We start from the raw sequence: 17,217 nt of genomic DNA, 5'->3' as shown, positions 1-17,217 counted from the left end.
CCACTATGGACGCCCACCGGTCCGCAAGGACAGAGGGCCCCCCGGCACCTCCGCCCTCCATATGCCCCCGGAAGCTACACGCTTGTTCGACGTCGCGCTGCCCCTCCTGATGAGAAGTGCCCCGGATCGATGAAATCCGGGGCACTTCTTGGTAAGTCACCCATTCGGGCGAGACCCGCTGCGGCGAACGGCGCGGCGTCAGCCGCCCGTGCCGAAGACCAGCAACAGGTCCTCCTTGCCGATCGACGACGTGCCCTTCCGGCGGGCGAAGACCTGCGCCATGTACAGGCGGCCGTCCTGGAAGAGGATCTCATCGCTGTCGGGCAGCAAGTTGCTCTCCGCCTCGCGCACGTTCTTCGCGGCGGGGTTCTCCAGCAGCTTGGTCACCTTGAAGCTGCCGTCGTCGATACTGACGACCTGACCGCCGGTCTTGTACGTCGGCGGCTTGTAGGCGAGCAGATTGCTCCCGTCCATACGCAGCGGGTGGAGCGTGGTGTCGTCGCCGGCCTCGGCCCGCTGGCCGGTCGGCTTGCCGGTGGTGAGGTCGAAGGAGACGATCTCGTTGGTCTGGCTGAGGGCGTCGGAGCCGCCGTCGTGCTCCGCGGTCGGCAGGTACAGCTTGCCGTTGCCGACGACGATTCCGTGGCAGTCCTCGATGCGGGTGATGCCGTCGCACTTGCCCGCGTAGTTGTCGGACGGCGCGGAGATGTGAGCGAGCAGCCTGCCCGTCTTGTTGTCGATGGAGAAGTAGTCCGAGACCTCGGTGCTGTCGCCCACGGCGGCGGCCACCACCAGCGGGTCGGAGGAGACGACGGAGGCCTCGCCGATGCCCGGGTCCATCTTGTACTCGGAGATCACCTTGCCCGTCTTCGGGTCGAGGGTCTGGATGAGCAGCCGGGGGTTGTCGACGTCTCCGCAGCTGCGCACCGCGACCAGCTTGGCGCCACCGCCGTACCCCGCGTCGTAGCAGTCGTCGCCCTGCTTCGGCAGCCACAGCGGCTTGCCGGAGTCGATGTCGAAGGCGGCACCGCCGTCGCTGTCGCCGACCGCGACAGTGCGCTGACCGACCGTCACATTCTGGTAGTTGATCGCGTAGTCACCGGACTTGACCGACTTCGTCCACAGCTTCTTACCGGCATCGAGATCGATCGCGGCGATCTGCGTGCATCCGGCGAAGTGGTTCTTCGTGTCCCACTTCGGCTGGTAGGTGATGGCTGTCCGGCCGTCGGACGTGACCTGCTTGCTGGCCGCGCAGACCGGTCCGGGCAGCTTGACCGTCCACAGCCTGGTGCCCTTGACCGGGTCGTAACCGACGATCTCGGCGACGCCGCTCTTGGCGTACACCTTGTCGGTCAGCCATGAACCCACGGTGCTGGTCGTGTCGTCGGTGGTGGGCAGCGGAACCTCGAACAGCACCTTGGCCGCGGGGTCGGCCGGCACCTTCTCCTTGCCGCCGCCCGTACCGCCGCCGCCCTTGCCGCCCTTGCCGCCGCCGGAGGAAGCGGTCCCGTGCTGCTTGCCGTCGTCCCCGGAGGAGCTGGCGTACCAGATGCCGCCGGCGACGATCAGCGCGATGGCGACGACGGCCGCGACGACGATGAACAGCACCGTGTTGTTCCGCCCGCCGCCGCTCTGCCCCGGCTGCGGCTGAACCGGCACGGTCGGCGGCTGGCCCGGATAGCCGTAACCCGGCTGCGCGGGCTGCGCGTACGGGCTCTGCTGCTGACCGTAGGCCGGAGGCTGCTGACCGTAGCCCGGGGGCTGCTGACCGTACGGGTTCTGCTGGGCGCCGGGGTAGCCGTAACCGGGCTGGGGCGGCTGGGACGTCTGCGGGGCCGGAGCGGCCTGCGGATAGCCGTAGCCGGGCTGCGGCTGAGGGGGTTGCGGAGGCTGCTGCGGCTGCTGCTGCGGGGGTGGGCTCGCGGGGCCGAAACCGGGCTGCTGCGGGGGCTGGTTCGGCGGCGGAGGGGGCGGCTGGGTCATGGGGTGGGTACCTCAGTGAGGCTCGAAAGGCCGGACGGCATCGGGGACTTGGCGGGGACAGGGAAAGCCGGGGCGGCGGCTCAGTTGCCGAAGGCCATGATCAGCTTCTCCTTCGCCTGGTCGCTGCCGGACAGCCGGCCGGAGGAGATGAAGAACCGCCCGTCGGACCAGTCCACGACGGAGTCGAAGAAGGTGTCCTCGATCTGGGCCGTGCCCTGCGGGTTCTGCAGCAGCCTGGTGGTCTTGTGGGAGGAGCCGGCGGTCGGGATCGACACCACCTGGCCGCCCGTGTCGTACGACGGCTGCACGTACGCGACGAGCTTGCCGCCCTCGGTCTTCATCGGATACATCGGCTCGTCGGCCGGGGACTTGGCCCGCCACTCGGCCTTGCCGGTGGTGAGGCTGATCGCGACGATCTCGTTGGCGCTGCTCGTGCTGTCCGTCGGCAGGTACAGCGTGTCGGCGTCGGCCGTGACGCCCTGACAGCCCTGCAGATTCCGGTCGAGGAAGCCGCAGCGGGGGGCGAACTTCTCGTCGACCTTCACCTCGGAGCGGAACTTGCCGTCCTTGGTGAACGTGGAGATGTTCCAGGCCTTCTTGTCCGGGTTGGTCAGATACACCACGAGCGGGTCCAGGGAGTACACCTTGGTCACCTCCCAGCCCTTCTTGACCGGCTGGCTCCACTTGACCTTGCCGGTGGCCGGGTCCAGTTCCTGGATCTCGTCGTGCTCGTTGGGCGCGTACGCGGCGCAGGACGAAGCCTGGACCAGCCGGCCGGAGCCACCCGCGTACCCGGACGGAGAGCAGGACCCGCCGTAGTCACCCTTCTCGTACAGCTTCTTGCCGCTGTCGATGTCGTACGCCGTGCCCGCTCCCACGCGGCCCACGATCAGCGTCCTGCCGCTGACGGTCAGGCTGATCTCGACCTGGATGTCGAACGCCCCGCGGTGGTCGACCTTGCCGCTCCAGCCCTTCTCGCCGGTGTCCAGGTCGATCTGCTGGAGCTGGTTGCACACGGCGTTGTCACCGGTGCCGCTCATGTACGCCACGACGACCTTGTCGTCGGCCGACTTCTGCGGGGTGATCGCGCAGATCTTCTGCGGGAAGGTGACCGGGCTCCAGGCCGTCCTGCCGTCGGCCACGTTGTAGGCGAAGACCTGCTTGTACGCCGCCTTCACCACGGCCTTGTCGGTGACCCACATGCCGGGCGCGTCGGCGCCGGAACGGGGCGCGTCCGGTGCCGACTGGTACCAGAGCACCTTCGCCTCACCGGCCTTGCGGCCCGCGTTGAAGTTCTCCGGGTCGTCACCGCCGCCGCTCGACGGGCTCGGCGTGCCGGAGGCGGAGTGCTTGGGGTCGTCGCTCTGCTGGGCGACGGGCTTCTTCTTGCCGCCGTCGTCGCCGCTCGTGAACGCGTACACCGTGCCGCCGACGGCCAGCAGCGCGGCCACCGCGGCACCGATGATCAGCGCGGGCTTCTTCCTGGACGCCGGCGTACCGCCGGGCACGGCGCCGGGCCCGCCTGGGTACGGCGGCTGCTGCGGATGCCCGAAACCGGGCTGGGGCGCCGCCCCGTAGGGGCCCGGCTGCTGCTGCGGGTAGCCGTAGGGGCCCGGGGTGCCGTACGGCCCCGGCTGCTGGGGATAGCCGTAGCCGGGCTGGGGCTGCTGCGGCGGGGCGGCGGGCGGCTGGGCCGGCGGCGGGGGCGTGGGAGGCACGCCGGGGGCGCCGGGGCTCTGGGGAGCGCCCGGGGTGCTCTGCGGGGCGCCGAACCCGCCCGGTGCCGGTGGCGTCTGCGGGGCGCCGAAACCGCCGCCTTGCGGCGGCTGGTGCTGCGGTGCTCCGAATCCGCCCTGCGGCGGCTGGTTGGGCGGCTGAGTCATCAGCGCTCTTCCCCCTCGTTCACTGATTTTTAGCCACGCCCTGAGGTTCTTGACGGACCCTGGGTCGTTACTCAGACAGTTCTCAGACGGCCCTTTCTATCACCCGGCACCGACAGCACAGGGGCTCGGATCCGCCGCTGTTCCCAAGGGACGACCGGGCCGTGATGCCCCCGTTATGCGCCTTCACGCCCCCTTCACGCGGCGCACGCAACCCCGGCGCGCGCCGGGAGGGTTGGAGTGTGGGGCGGGGGCGGGCTGTGGCTGGTTCACGCCTCGGGGCGGGCGGTGGCGGTTCGCGCCTTGGGAGCGGGCGCGGGTGCGGACGCGGGAGCGGGCGTGAAGTGGGTTGCGGGCGCCGCGCGTTGAGGAACGCACGCCGGTTGCGACCGCCCCCCGCCGACGGCGCGCAAGCCCGTACGTGGCGCCGCCCCCCGGCCTGAGCGCCGTCACTGACCACGCACCAGCCTCGGCCCGAGCGCCGTACTCGGCGACGCGCACGCCCACGGCTCGCGCCGGTGCCCGCCCCCGCGCCCGCACCCCCCGCTACGCGTCCTCCGCCAACTCCAGCCAGCGCATCTCCAGTTCCTCGCGCTCACCGGCGAGGTCGCGCAGCTGGGCGTCCAGGTCGGCGACCTTGGCGAAGTCGGTGGCGTTGTCGGCGATCTGGCCGTGCAGCCTGGTCTCCTTCTCGGAGATCTTGTCCAACTGCCGCTCGATCTTCTGGAGTTCCTTCTTGGCGGCGCGCTGGTCGGCGGCGCTCTTCTCCGTCGCGGCCGGCTTGGGTGCCGCGGCGGCGGCCTGCGCGGCGACCGCCTCCTCCATCCGCTGCCGCCGCTCCAGGTACTCGTCGATGCCGCGGGGCAGCATCCGCAGGCTGCCGTCGCCGAGGAGGGCGAAGACCCGGTCCGTGGTGCGCTCGACGAAGAACCGGTCGTGGGAGATGACGATCATCGATCCGGGCCAGCCGTCGAGCACGTCCTCCAGCTGGGTGAGGGTCTCGATGTCGAGGTCGTTGGTGGGCTCGTCCAGGAAGAGGACGTTGGGCTCGTCCATGAGGAGCCGCAGCAGTTGCAGCCGGCGGCGCTCACCACCCGACAGGTCCCCGACCGGCGTCCACTGCTTCTCCTTGCTGAAGCCGAACGTCTCGCACAGCTGCCCGGCGGTCATCTCGCGCCCCTTGCCGAGGTCGACACGCTCACGGACCCGCTGCACGGCCTCCAGGACCCGCCAGGTGGGGTCGAGTTCGGCGACCTCCTGGGAGAGGTAGGCGAGCTTGACGGTCCTGCCGACGGCGATACGGCCACCGGCCGGCTGCTCCTCGCCCTCCGTACGTGCCGCCGCGGCCATCGCACGCAGCAGGGAGGTCTTGCCGGCACCGTTCACGCCGACGAGACCGATCCGGTCGCCGGGGCCGAGCTGCCAGGTGACGTGCTTGAGCAGTACCTTCGGCCCGGCCTGGACGGTGATGTCCTCGAGGTCGAAGACGGTCTTGCCGAGCCGCGAGGAGGCGAACTTCATCAGCTCGGAGCTGTCCCGGGGCGGCGGCACGTCCGCGATCAGTTCGTTGGCGGCCTCGACGCGGAAGCGCGGCTTGGACGTACGGGCGGGCGCCCCGCGCCGCAGCCAGGCCAGCTCCTTCCTGATCAGGTTCTGCCGCTTGACCTCCTCGGTGGCGGCGATCCGCTCGCGCTCGGCACGCGCGAAGACGTAGTCGGAGTAGCCGCCCTCGTACTCGTACACGTCGCCGCGCTGGACGTCCCACATGCGGGTGCAGACCTGGTCCAGGAACCACCGGTCGTGCGTCACGCACACCAGGGCCGAGCGCCGGTTCTGCAGGTGCTTGGCGAGCCAGGCGATGCCCTCGACGTCGAGGTGGTTGGTGGGCTCGTCGAGGACGATCAGGTCCTGTTCCTCGATGAGCAGCTTGGCGAGCGCGATGCGGCGCCGCTCGCCACCGGACAGCGGCCCGATGACGGTGTCCAGGCCCTTGGGGAAGCCCGGCAGGTCCAGCCCGCCGAACAGCCCGGTCAGGACGTCCCTGACCTTGGCGTTGCCCGCCCACTCGTGGTCGGCCATGTCGCCGATCACCTCGTGGCGGACGGTGGCGGACGGGTCGAGGGAGTCGTGCTGGGTGAGCACGCCGAGCCGCAGGCCGCCGGAGTGGGTGACGCGGCCGGTGTCGGCCTCCTCCACCTTCGCCAGCATCCGGATGAGGGTGGTCTTGCCGTCGCCGTTGCGCCCGACGATCCCGATCCGGTCCCCTTCCGACACACCGAGCGAGACGCCGTCGAGCAGTGCACGGGTGCCGTACACCTTGCTGACGTTCTCGACATTGACCAGGTTGACGGCCATTTCACTCCTGTGCGCGGGGGTGGATCAGCTTTCTAGCGTAGGGCCTGCGGGGTGAGTGGCGGGGCGCGAGGGGGTTGTCACTCTCTGTGATGACGTGATCGGGAACCGGCCGCTACCGTGGAGGGCAGGCAGCAGGATCCCGTCCATGGGAGGACGATGACCGCCGAGTCCGTAGAGCACCGCGTTCAATGGCCGGTGCCGCCGCTGGACGGATACACCGTGGACGACCTGTTCACGCTGCCGGATCTCCCGCCGCACACAGAGCTGATCGACGGGAGCCTGGTTTTCGTGAGGCCGCAGCGTCGAGTCCATGGGAACGTGGTTGACTTGCTCGTCTTCGGCCTGCGCAGCAGTGGCCTGCCTGCCGAATTCAGGGTCAGCCGGGAGATGACCGTGGTCCTCGACAGGCGCAACGGCCCGGAACCCGATGTGAGCGTGATCCGGACCGACGCAATCACCGGGCCGGACCAGACGAGCCACCAAGCCGGGGACGTACTTTTGGCGATCGAAGTGGTCTCGCCCGAGTCCGAGTCCCGCGACCGCACGACCAAGCCGCAGAAATACGCCGCCGCCGGAATCCCGAACTTCTGGCGTGTCGAGGCAAGCGAGACAGACGGCAGGCCCGTCGTCCACGTCTACGAAATCGACCCGCTCACCCAGGCGTATGTCCACATGGGCATGCATCGCGATCGCCTCAAGGTCGACAAGCCGTACCCCATCGACATCGACCTGACGGCGGTCGACGAGCTCTGAGGGGACGGCCCTCAGACCACCGTCGCCCCCGCCACCACCCCCACCGCCGTCCGCACCGCCCTGCACGTCCCCGACGCACGCAGGGCCTGGCCCACCTTCTCCGCCGACTCGGCATCACGGGCGAGGAACGCCGTCGTAGGCCCGGACCCGGAGACCAGCGCGGCGAGCGCACCCGCACCCCGCCCCGCGTCCAGCGTCTCCGCCAGCTCCGGGAACAGGGACAGCGCCGCAGGCTGAAGATCATTGGACACAGCCGCCGCCAGCGCCTCCGCGTCCCCCTTCGCCAGCGCCTCCAGCAGTTCCGCCGAAGCCACCAGCTCCGGGATCTCCCGCCCCTCCGCCAGCCGGTCGAACTCCCGGAAGACGGCCGGGGTCGACAGCCCCCGCTCGGCCATCGCGAACACCCAGTGAAAGCTGCCGCCGACCTCCAGGGCGGTCAGCTGCTCGCCACGCCCGACACCGAGGGCCGCCCCGCCGACCAGGCTGAACGGCACATCGCTGCCCAGTTCGGCGCAGATCGCGAGCAGCTCGGCCCGGGAGGCACCCGCACCCCACAGCGTGTTGCAGGCGAGCAGGGCGCCCGCGCCGTCCGCGCTGCCGCCGGCCATGCCGCCGGCGACCGGGATGTCCTTGGCGATGTGGATGTGGACGGCAGGCTCGATGCCCCGGCGCCCGGCGAGGGCGATCGCCGCGCGCGCGGCGAGGTTGGTGCGGTCCAGGGGGACCTGGTCGGCGTCCGGGCCCTCGCAGGTGATCCGGAGTTCGTCCGCGGGGGTCACCGTCACCTCGTCGTACAGGCCGACCGCGAGGAAGACGTTGGCGAGGTCGTGGAACCCGTCCGCGCGGGCGGCGCCGACCGCGAGCTGGACGTTGACCTTGGCCGGTACCCGTACCGTGACGCTCACTTACCGCTCTCCCTGTGTTCCGCGATCCGCGCGAACTCCTCCACCGTCAGCGCCTCCCCACGCGCCTGCGGCGAGACCCCGGCCGCGACCAGGGCGGCCTCGGCGGCAGCGGCGGATCCGGCCCAGCCGGCCAGTGCCGCCCGCAGGGTCTTGCGGCGCTGTGCGAAGGCCGCGTCGACGACGGCGAAGACCTCGGCCTTGGACGCGGTCGTCTTGACCGGCTCGGCCCGCCGCACCAGCGACACCAGGCCGCTGTCGACGTTCGGCGCGGGCCAGAAGACGTTACGGCCGATCGCCCCAGCCCGCTTCACCTCGGCGTACCAGTTCGCCTTCACCGACGGCACGCCGTACACCTTGTTGCCGGGCGCGGCGGCCAGCCGGTCGGCGACCTCGGACTGCACCATGACGAGGGTGCGCTCGATGCCCGGGAAGGTGTCGAGCATGTGCAGCAGCACGGGGACGGCGACGTTGTAGGGGAGGTTCGCCACCAGCGCCGTCGGCGGGGGGCCGGGCAGCTCGGTGACGTGCATCGCGTCGGAGTGGACCAGCGCGAACCGGTCGGCGCGTGCGGGCATGCGGGCGGCGATGGTCGTGGGCAGGGCCGCGGCGAGTACGTCGTCGATCTCGACCGCGGTGACCCGGTCGGCGGCCTCCAGCAGCGCGAGCGTGAGGGAGCCGAGCCCCGGGCCGACCTCGACGACCACGTCGTCGGGGCGGACCCCGGCGATGCGCACGATACGGCGGACCGTGTTGGCGTCGATCACGAAGTTCTGGCCGCGCTGCTTGGTGGGACGGACACCGAGCGCTGCCGCGAGCTCACGGATGTCGGCGGGGCCGAGGAGGGCGTCGGGGCTGGGGCTGCTCACGGGACAAGGGTACGGGGGTCTGCCCGGCCGGGTTGCCAGGTGCCCGGTACCGCGGCTGCGCGGAGGTGGGACCACCTGCCGGCGCTCGCCGGGTACCGCGCTGCGCCCCGAACGGGCGCGGGGCGGTATCGGCCTGCGGTTGCGCCGCGCGGGCGCCACCAGCCCCACGCACGCACCTACACCCACACCGGCACCCGCATCCGCATCGGCATCCGGCGGACGGCCCGCAGTCCCGCGGCGCGCCCCGGGCCTGCCCGGTCAGCCATGCAGTCGCGCCCCGCAGTGCGGCCAAGGAGTCGCCCCCCGGCGCACGTACAGCTTCTTCGCGCGGAAGGTCTGTTCGGCCTCCGGCGCGTCCTGCGGGCGTCCGGTGCCGCCGAGGCTGTGCCATGTGCGCGAGTCGAACTGGTAGAGGCCGCCGTACGTCCCGGACGGGTCGACCGCGTTCGGTCGGCCGCCGGACTCGCAGGTGGCGAGACCGTGCCAGTTCAGGTGGTCGGCGCCGGCCACGGAGGGCGGCAGCGGTTTGGTGCCCACCTTCACGATCTGCTTGCGCGGCTTGCGCACCACCTCGGAGGTCTCCCGGCGCGGCTTCTCCCGGACCCCGTTGACGATGCGCAGCAGGTAGGTGTCGCGCCGAAGGCCGGGCTGCCCCGCCTGTACGACGACCTCGGTGCCCTTGAAGAGGGTGGGGTCCTCGGTGCGCTCGACCGCGAACGGGATCTGCTCCTCGCGGACCTCCCGGCTGCCGCTGACCCGCAGCACGGTCACCGTCTGCCCGTCGCGTGGAAAGCTGTCGAGCGGCACGGAGGTGATGTCCTCGCCGTGCAGGCCGATCCCGGCCTCCCCGATGACCTCGCGGACGGTGGCCGCGTTGGTGCGGATGGTGCGGGTCCGGCCGTCGGCCATGACCGTGACGGCGCGCTCGGTGCGCACGTCGAGCGTGAGCCCGGCGCGTCCGATGCTCCGGGAGCGCGAGGTGGACAGGTACGCGCCCTCCGCGCGCACCCCCAGCTCGTCGAGCGCTCCTTCCACGGTGTGCGCCGTCGTCCACACCTCGTGCCGCCGGCCGTCCAGGGTGAGCCGGACGGGGCGCCCGTAGCGCACGGCGACCGTGTCACCGCTGGCGAGCGGCGTGCCGGGGGCGGGCGCGATCAGGTCGTGCGCTCCCACGGGCACGCGTTCCTCGGCGAGCAGCTCGCTGACGTCGTCGGCGAAGGTGTGCAGGGTGCGCTGCTTGCCCTCGACGGTCAGCTCGACCGCCTTGTCCTTGGCGACGAAGGCGGTGGTGCCGCCGGCGAGGAAGGCCACGACCAGCGCCTGCGGCAGCAGACGGCGCACGGCGGAGTCCGGGCGCTCGGCGCAGCGCCCCTTGCGTCGGCGCGCGGCCCGGCCGCCGACGCCGGCGAGCGTCTCGGGTCCGCCCGACCCTTCTTCGTCCGGCGCGCCGCCCGCCCGCGGCGCGTTCCCGGACTTCGGCACGCTCCCGGTCTGCTGCGCGCGCCCGCCCTGCCGGGGCAGCACCGGCTCGGTGACGAAGTACGCCTGCGCCTCGTAAGCGGGCCGGTAGGTGTCCTCGTACCACCCGTACGGCTGGGTGTCCGCGGTGTACACGGAGGCGCCGGGGCCGTACGGCTCGTACGGCCACCATGTCTCGAACGTCTCGTACTGCGACTTGCTCACGCCGACACGCTCCAGAGGTGCCAGAGGGGTCCGATCGGGCCCCCAGAACCTAGCGGAGCGACCGTCACTCTCCAAAGCGACGCGACTACGTACTGTTGCCCGCCGAGTGCGTGCTCGCCGCCCGAACACGGGAGCGCGGCCCGCCGCTCGAACAGGGGCTCAGTAGCCGAAGGCGCGAGCGGTGTTGGCGGCGAGGGCCGTCGCCAGCGCGTCCTCGTCGATGCCGCGCACGGCGGCCATCGCGCGGACCGTGACCGGGACGAGGTACGGGGCGTTGGGCCGGCCCCGGTACGGTGCCGGGGTCAGGAAGGGCGCGTCGGTCTCCACGAGGACCAGCTCCAGCGGGGCGACGGCGAGGGCGTCCCGGAGGTTCTGGGCGTTCTTGAAGGTGACGTTGCCGGCGAAGGACATGAAGTAGCCCTCGCGGGCGCAGGTCTCCGCCATGTCGGCATCGCCGGAGTAGCAGTGGAAGACGGTGCGCTCGGGGGCGCCCTCCTCCTTCAGGATGCGCAGGACGTCGGCGTGCGCGTCCCGGTCGTGGATGACGAGCGCCTTGCCGTGCCGCTTGGCGATCTCGATGTGGGCGCGGAAGGACCGCTCCTGGGCCGCCTTGCCCTCCGGGCCGGTGCGGAAGTGGTCGAGCCCGGTCTCGCCCACGCCCTTGACCTGGGGCAGTCCGGCGAGCCGGTCGATCTCGGCGAGGGCCTCGTCCAGCGCCGCGTCACCGCCCGGCTCCCGCGCGCCCTGCCGCGACCAGCCGTCGGGGTCGCCGTGGACGATGCGCGGGGCCTCGTTGGGGTGCAGGGCGACGGCGGCGTGGACGCTGTCGTACGCGGCCGCGGTCTCGGCGGCCCAGCGCGAGCCCTTGATGTCGCAGCCGACCTGGACGACCGTCGTGACCCCCACCGACGCGGCCTTCGCGAGGCCCTCCTCGACCGTGCCGGACTGCATGTCGAGGTGGGTGTGGGAGTCGGCGACCGGGACCCGCAGCGGCGCCGGAAGCGGCGGCGCGGTGTTCTTGTCGCCCTTGGTGTTCTGGCCGGCGTTCGAAGGCATGCCCCGATCCTACGAAAGGGGCGTGCCCGCGGCGGCCGGCGATCCGCTCAGCCGGCCTTGCGCTGGAACGGGTGCAGGAGATCGGACAGGTGCCAGTGGTGCGGTTCCTTGCCGTGCGCGGGCACCTCCGGCGCCTCGACCGGGCCCGCCTGCGGCACGCCGTGGTGCCGCTCCGCGGCGCCGTGGACCGACGAGACCTGCCCCGCGCGCATGATCCGCACGACGTGACCGTCGCAATTGTGGCAGCTGGGCCGGCTCAGCGGCGACGGCACGACCCGGCCGTCGGCCACGTAGAGCACGAACTCCTGCCCGTCGGCGTCCGTGTGGTGCTCTATCTCGTACGACTGCTCCCAGCCGTGCCCGCAGTGCATGCAGGCGAAGGAATACGACTCGTGAACGACGGCTGTGGCCGTACCGCGGAGGCCGGAGTGCCCTGCGATCTCACTCATGCCAGCTCCTCTTGTCCGCTGGACAGGCGCCCCGCGACGAGGCGCCTCTTCAACCAGTGGACTCTTCCGCCGCCGCGAACGCAGCAGGGCTGTCGAGTGTTGGAGGCGATTTGGCAGTTCCTTGCAGAAACCACCCTCTTCACCCCCGCTCGGCTTTGCTTTCGACGACAGCCTTTTGCCGTCCCATGGGGCACCCGCTCACCCGAGATCAGCCCTGCTCAGAGGGGGTTTCTGCGGCGCCCCGAAAGAGGCGCGGAGAACTGCGCGAGCGACGCGCAACGAGCCGCGCCCGGCAACAAACCGAAACCCGGCAGCCGCTTCCCGGCCACCCCCTCACTCACCGGCACGCTTGGCGGCAACCACCGCATCGAAAACAACCCTCTTCGGCACCCCCGCCTCCACCGCGACCGCGGCGATCGCCTCCTTGCGCCGCTCACCGGCCTCCTCCCGCACCCGCACCCGGCGCACCAGCTCCGGCGCGTCGAGTTCCTCCGGCCCGGCCTCGGGGGCTCCCTCGACCACGACGGTGATCTCCCCGCGGACGCCGTCCGCGGCCCACCGCGCCAGCTCCGCCAGCGGGCCGCGCCGTACCTCCTCGTACGTCTTGGTCAGCTCCCGGCACACGGCGGCCCGCCGATCCTCGCCGAAGACCTCGGCCATCGCGGCGAGGGTGTCGTCGAGCCGGTGCGGGGCCTCGAAGTAGACGAGGGTGCGCCGCTCGCCCGCGACCTCCCGCAGCCGGGACAGCCGCTCGCCCGCCTTGCGCGGCAGGAAGCCCTCGAAGCAGAACCGGTCGACGGGCAGCCCGGACAGCGCGAGCGCGGTGAGCACGGCGGACGGCCCCGGCACGGCGGTGACCCGGATGTCCCGCTCCACGGCGGCCGCGACCAGCCGGTAGCCCGGGTCGGAGACCGACGGCATCCCGGCGTCGGTCACGAGCAGCACGCGCGCGCCGCCGAGCAGCTCCTCGACCAGCTCCGGCGTACGGGCGGTCTCGTTGCCCTCGAAGTACGACACCACGCGGCCCTTGGGCGTGACGCCGAGGGCCTGGGTGAGCCGGCGCAGCCGCCGGGTGTCCTCCGCGGCGACGACGTCGGCACCGGCCAGCTCCTCGGCGAGCCGGGGCGGCGCGTCCGCGACGTCGCCGATGGGGGTACCTGCGAGGACAAGGGTTCCAGTCACACGACCATCCTCCCAGGAACCACTGACAGCCCTCCCGGAAGCCGACCGGTACCGCACATGCACGGGACTCGCACAGAACCGTTCCCTACGATGGCGCGGTGACCAGTACCGCGTCCTCCATGGACCTCCGGCAGGGCCAGGCGCCGCACGACCAGCGGCCGTCGTGGCGGCAGCGGCTGCGCCGATTCGGGTACGTACCGGCGGAAAACGCGCCCTCGGGCGACGTGCGCGACCGACTGGTGCCCCCGTACGCCGAGCCGAGCCCCCGGCTGTGGCAGGTGCTCGGCGTGCCGCCGGTCCTCGCCGATCGGATCACGCGCTGGTCGGGCTGGGGCGGTCCGCTGCTGGTGACGCTGCTGGCGGGCCTGATGCGGTTCTGGAACCTGGGCAGTCCGCGCGCGGTGATATTCGACGAGACGTACTACGCCAAGGACGCCTGGGCGCTCGTCCACCGCGGCTACGAGGTCAACTGGGACAAGAACGCCAACAACCTGGTGCTGCAGACGCACGGCCACCTGGCGATCCCGACGGACGCGGCGTACGTCGTGCATCCCCCGGTCGGCAAGTACGTCATCGGGCTCGGCGAGCTGGTGTTCGGGTTCGACCCGTTCGGCTGGCGGTTCATGACGGCGCTGCTGGGCACCCTCTCCGTCCTGCTGCTGTGCCGGATCGGGCGCCGGATGTTCCGCTCGACGTTCCTCGGCTGCCTCGCGGGCGCGCTGATGGCGGTGGACGGCCTGCACTTCGTGATGAGCCGGACCTCGCTGCTCGACGGCGTGCTGATGTTCTTCGTGCTGGCCGCGTTCGGCTGCCTGGTCCTCGACCGGGACCGGTCGCGGGAGAGGCTGGCCGCCGCGCTGCCGGCCGACCCGGACGGCCGGGTCCGCCCGCACGCGCGCGTGGCCGACACGTTCCGCTTCGGTCTGCGCCCCTGGCGCTGGGCGGCCGGGCTGATGCTGGGCCTGGCCATCGGCACGAAGTGGAACGGCCTGTACATCCTGGCCGCGTTCTGCGTCATGGCGGTGCTGTGGGACGTCGGCGCCCGCAAGACCGCCGGCGCGCAGCACCCGTACGCGGCGGCCCTGAAGTACGACACGGGTCTCGCCTTCCTGGCGACGGTCCCGGTGGCGATCGTCGTCTACCTGGCCTCCTGGACCGGCTGGGTCCTCTCCCCGGCAAACGGCACCGGCGGCTACTTCCGCAACTGGGCGGCCACCGACGGCAAGGGCGGCAGCTGGACGTTCCTGCCGGACTGGCTGCGCAGCCTGTGGCACTACGAGCACGAGGTGTACGAGTTCCACGTCGGCCTGACGTCCCCGCACACCTACCAGTCCAACCCGTGGAGCTGGATCGTGCTGGGCCGCCCGGTGTCGTACTTCTACGAGTCGCCGAATCCCGGCGCGGACGGCTGCCCGGCGGACGCCGGCCAGAAGTGCGCCCGTGAGGTGCTGGCGATCGGCACACCGCTGCTGTGGTGGGTGGCCTGCTTCGCGATCCTGTACGTGCTGTGGCGCTGGGCGTTCCGCCGCGACTGGCGCGCCGGTGCGATCGCGTGCGGGATCGCGGCCGGCTATCTGCCCTGGTTCCTGTACCAGGAGCGGACGATCTTCCTGTTCTACGCGGTCGTCTTCGTGCCGTTCCTGTGCCTGGCGGTGGCGATGCTGATCGGCGCGGTCGTCGGCCCGCCGGGCTCCTCCGACACCCGCCGGGTGATCGGCGCGTCGGCGGCGGGCGTCCTGGTGCTGCTGATCGCGTGGAACTTCATCTACTTCTGGCCGCTGTACACGGGCACGGCGATCCCGGTCGACCAGTGGCGGTCGCGGATGTGGCTGGACACCTGGGTGTGAGCCGCGGTGGCGGCGGGGCGCGGTCCGGTCGGATTGTCGCAACCCTGCTACGGATCGGCCGCCGACATCACCCTCTGAGGTGGGGACTTTAAGGTGAGTGCCGTCGTTGGGGAGTGTGAGGGCTACGGGGGGCCTGGGGAACGTACGGAGGATCTGAGGCTGTGGGCAAGAGAAGGCGCGTCGCCGAGCGACGGAAGACGACCAGTCCCGTCGTGCTCGGCGGGATGATCGCCCTGGTCGTCGGCGGCGCCGGGTTCGGTGCCTACGCGCTGTACGACGGCGGTGCCGCGGCCGACGAGCGCACGTCCGCCACGACCGACCACAAAACGGTCAAGACCGGCCCGCTCAGCGCCGCCGAGGTCCGCGCGGCCTCCACCCGCTTTCTCACCGCGTGGCAGCAGGGCAGGCCGACCGAGGCGGCCGCCGCCACCGACGACGCCTCCGCCGCCGCCAAGCTGCTCACCGGCTACGCCAAGGACGCGCATCTGAAGGGCGTCACGCTGACGCCGGGCGCGGCCAAGGGCGCCGAGGTGCCGTTCTCCGTCAAGGCGACGGTGTCGTACAAGAACCTGAGCAAGCCGCTGGCGTACGACAGCTCGTTCACCGTGGTGCGGCGGCCCAGCGACGGCAAGCCGGTGGTCGACTGGCACTCCGCGGTCGTCCACCCGGACCTGAAGGACGGCGACACCCTCGTCACCGGCGAGTCCGGCACACCGCCGATCAAGGCGCTGGACCGTGACGGCGGTGAGCTGACGGCCGCCACGTACCCGTCGCTGGGCACGGTGCTGGACGGGCTGCGGGAGAAGTACGGCAAGACGGCGGGCGGCAAGGCGGGCGTCGAGCTGCGCGTGGTGCGCGGCACGGCGTCGCAGAAGGCCGAGCTGTCCGACAAGACGCTCGCGGAGCTGAGCAAGGGCACCCCGGGGACGGTGAAGACGACGCTGAGCCCGGCCCTGCAGGCGGCGGCCGAGCAGCAGGTCGGCAAGCGGGCGCGGGCGTCCGTGGTCGTCGTACGGCCCTCGACGGGGGAGATCCTCGCGGTCGCCAACAGCGAGCACGGCTTCAACGTCGCCTTCCAGGGCTCTCTCGCGCCCGGCTCCACGATGAAGATCGTGACGTCGACGATGCTCTTCGAGAAGAAGCTCGTCACCCCGGGCGCATCGCACCCGTGCCCCAAGACGTACAAGCTGGCCGGCTGGACCTTCCACAACGACGGCGACTCCGAGATCAAGAAGGGCACGTTCAAGCAGAGCTTCGGAGCCTCCTGCAACAACGCCTTCATCAACTTCGCGCCGAAGCTGTCGGACAGCGACCTGACGAAGGAGGCCCAGCAGGTCTACGGCCTCGGTATGAACAACTGGGCCATCGGCGTCCCGTCGTTCGACGGCTCCGTGCCGGTGCAGAGCGGCGCGCAGATGGGCGCCTCGCTGATCGGGCAGGGCGGCGTGCGCATGAACCCGCTGAACATGGCGTCCGTGGCGGCGACGGTCGAGTCGGGCGTCTTCCGTCAGCCGTACCTGGTGTCCCCCGAGGTGGACCACCGCACGACGGCGAAGGCCGCGCGCACCATGTCGCCGGCCACGCAGTCCCAGCTGAAGGACGTCATGCGGTTCACGGCGGATTACGGCACGGCCGCCAAGGCGATGGCGGGCATGAGCGGGGACTACGGCGCGAAGACGGGCTCCGCCGAGGTCGACGGGCAGAAGAAGCCGAACGGCTGGTTCACCGCCTTCAGGGGCGACCTCGCCGCCGCGGGCGTGGTCCAGGCGGGCGGCCACGGCGGCGACACGGCCGGGCCGATCGTGGCGGCGCTGCTGAAGGCGGGCGGCTGATCAGGTCCGTACGGGCTCCGCGGTGTAGGTGCGGCGCAGGAATCTGAGCAGGGCCTTCGAGTCGAACTGGACCACGTCGACACCGTGGTCGGAGTGGAACTCGACGACGGCCTGGACACGCCCGCACGGCCACACCCGCACCGCGCCGCTCTCGGCCGGTACCCGCAGCCCCCGTTCCAGCAGTGAGCGGGAGAAGGTCCACTCGTGCGGACCCGGCAGGCCGACCCGGACCGAGCGCGGATCGCTGTCGGGGTCGTACCGCAGCACCACCGGTACGGCCCCCGGGTCCTCCTCGTCGGTGACGATATGGGCGCGCGCGTACTGCTCGACCACAGACATCGTACCGCCCTCTCACGCTGAGTGACCAATGCGAAAGCTTTGCATCCGCTTTCTCTCCAATGTCGCACATTTTCCGGTTTCCGCCCG

Annotated in this window: 13 protein-coding genes; 3 read left to right on the top strand and 10 right to left on the bottom strand. The window is 71.5% G+C overall.

Going from position 1 to position 17,217, the window contains the following annotated elements:
• Positions 1-198: 198 nt before the first annotated feature.
• From ACZ7GZ_RS17370 to ACZ7GZ_RS17360, 3 genes are all read right to left on the bottom strand, one after another.
• Complete coding sequence (locus tag ACZ7GZ_RS17370) at positions 199-1,983, bottom strand: outer membrane protein assembly factor BamB family protein (RefSeq protein WP_471024917.1); 1,785 nt, start codon at positions 1,981-1,983, stop codon at positions 199-201.
• An 80-nt stretch (positions 1,984-2,063) separates the two neighbouring features.
• Positions 2,064-3,866, bottom strand: a complete 1,803-nt coding sequence (locus ACZ7GZ_RS17365; protein ID WP_471024916.1) for an outer membrane protein assembly factor BamB family protein — start codon at positions 3,864-3,866, stop codon at positions 2,064-2,066.
• Between the two features lie 543 nt (positions 3,867-4,409).
• Positions 4,410-6,218 (bottom strand): ABC-F family ATP-binding cassette domain-containing protein, encoded by a 1,809-nt coding sequence (locus ACZ7GZ_RS17360; protein ID WP_471024914.1) that lies wholly within the window; start codon positions 6,216-6,218, stop codon positions 4,410-4,412.
• 156 nt (positions 6,219-6,374) lie between these two features.
• Between ACZ7GZ_RS17360 and ACZ7GZ_RS17355 the strand changes: the two genes are divergently transcribed.
• Positions 6,375-6,971: a Uma2 family endonuclease gene (locus ACZ7GZ_RS17355; RefSeq protein WP_471024913.1), complete on the top strand. Its 597-nt coding sequence runs from the start codon at positions 6,375-6,377 to the stop codon at positions 6,969-6,971.
• An 11-nt stretch (positions 6,972-6,982) separates the two neighbouring features.
• On the opposite strand, the gene ACZ7GZ_RS17350 is transcribed toward ACZ7GZ_RS17355, so the two are convergent.
• The 6 genes from ACZ7GZ_RS17350 to rsmI form a co-directional block, all read right to left on the bottom strand.
• Positions 6,983-7,876, bottom strand: coding sequence for a 4-(cytidine 5'-diphospho)-2-C-methyl-D-erythritol kinase (locus ACZ7GZ_RS17350; protein WP_471024912.1), 894 nt, complete (start codon positions 7,874-7,876; stop codon positions 6,983-6,985).
• A complete protein-coding gene (rsmA, locus tag ACZ7GZ_RS17345) occupies positions 7,873-8,742 on the bottom strand; it encodes a 16S rRNA (adenine(1518)-N(6)/adenine(1519)-N(6))-dimethyltransferase RsmA (RefSeq protein ID WP_471024910.1) in 870 nt (289 codons plus the stop codon). Before rsmA ends, ACZ7GZ_RS17350 begins: the two co-directional genes overlap by 4 nt.
• Positions 8,743-9,000: 258 nt before the next feature.
• Positions 9,001-10,425, bottom strand: coding sequence for a ubiquitin-like domain-containing protein (locus tag ACZ7GZ_RS17340; protein WP_471024909.1), 1,425 nt, complete (start codon positions 10,423-10,425; stop codon positions 9,001-9,003).
• 159 nt (positions 10,426-10,584) lie between these two features.
• Positions 10,585-11,481, bottom strand: a complete 897-nt coding sequence (locus tag ACZ7GZ_RS17335; RefSeq protein WP_471024908.1) for a TatD family hydrolase — start codon at positions 11,479-11,481, stop codon at positions 10,585-10,587.
• 47 nt (positions 11,482-11,528) lie between these two features.
• A complete protein-coding gene (locus ACZ7GZ_RS17330) occupies positions 11,529-11,930 on the bottom strand; it encodes a hypothetical protein (protein WP_471024906.1) in 402 nt (133 codons plus the stop codon).
• 333 nt (positions 11,931-12,263) lie between these two features.
• A complete protein-coding gene (rsmI, locus tag ACZ7GZ_RS17325; RefSeq protein ID WP_471024905.1) occupies positions 12,264-13,112 on the bottom strand; it encodes a 16S rRNA (cytidine(1402)-2'-O)-methyltransferase in 849 nt (282 codons plus the stop codon).
• Between the two features lie 98 nt (positions 13,113-13,210).
• On the opposite strand from rsmI, the gene ACZ7GZ_RS17320 reads away from it, so the two are divergent.
• Both ACZ7GZ_RS17320 and ACZ7GZ_RS17315 read left to right on the top strand, forming a co-directional pair.
• Positions 13,211-14,959 carry a dolichyl-phosphate-mannose--protein mannosyltransferase gene (locus ACZ7GZ_RS17320; protein ID WP_471024904.1) on the top strand — a complete coding sequence of 583 codons (1,749 nt, stop codon included), beginning with the start codon at positions 13,211-13,213 and terminating at the stop codon, positions 14,957-14,959.
• 161 nt (positions 14,960-15,120) lie between these two features.
• The gene (locus tag ACZ7GZ_RS17315) at positions 15,121-16,791 is read left to right on the top strand and encodes a penicillin-binding transpeptidase domain-containing protein (RefSeq protein ID WP_471024902.1); all 1,671 of its coding nucleotides are present in this window, start codon (positions 15,121-15,123) and stop codon (positions 16,789-16,791) included.
• On the opposite strand, the gene ACZ7GZ_RS17310 is transcribed toward ACZ7GZ_RS17315, so the two are convergent.
• Complete coding sequence (locus ACZ7GZ_RS17310) at positions 16,792-17,130, bottom strand: SsgA family sporulation/cell division regulator (protein ID WP_471024901.1); 339 nt, start codon at positions 17,128-17,130, stop codon at positions 16,792-16,794.
• Between the last annotated feature and the right edge of the window lie 87 nt (positions 17,131-17,217).

This window comes from Streptomyces sp. NPDC037288, assembly GCF_055603265.1.
This window is presented reverse-complemented; position numbering and strand designations above follow the sequence as displayed.

What these genes read in the sequence shown, in the direction of transcription:
- ACZ7GZ_RS17310 (WP_471024901.1), bottom strand. Translation starts at nt 17,130, where the DNA reads ATGTCTGTGGTCGAGCAGTACGCGCGCGCCCATATCGTCACCGACGAG.
- ACZ7GZ_RS17355 (WP_471024913.1), top strand. Translation starts at nt 6,375, where the DNA reads ATGACCGCCGAGTCCGTAGAGCACCGCGTTCAATGGCCGGTGCCGCCG.
- ACZ7GZ_RS17365 (WP_471024916.1), bottom strand. Translation starts at nt 3,866, where the DNA reads ATGACTCAGCCGCCCAACCAGCCGCCGCAGGGCGGATTCGGAGCACCG.
- ACZ7GZ_RS17360 (WP_471024914.1), bottom strand. Translation starts at nt 6,218, where the DNA reads ATGGCCGTCAACCTGGTCAATGTCGAGAACGTCAGCAAGGTGTACGGC.
- ACZ7GZ_RS17335 (WP_471024908.1), bottom strand. Translation starts at nt 11,481, where the DNA reads ATGCCTTCGAACGCCGGCCAGAACACCAAGGGCGACAAGAACACCGCG.
- ACZ7GZ_RS17370 (WP_471024917.1), bottom strand. Translation starts at nt 1,983, where the DNA reads ATGACCCAGCCGCCCCCTCCGCCGCCGAACCAGCCCCCGCAGCAGCCC.
- ACZ7GZ_RS17330 (WP_471024906.1), bottom strand. Translation starts at nt 11,930, where the DNA reads ATGAGTGAGATCGCAGGGCACTCCGGCCTCCGCGGTACGGCCACAGCC.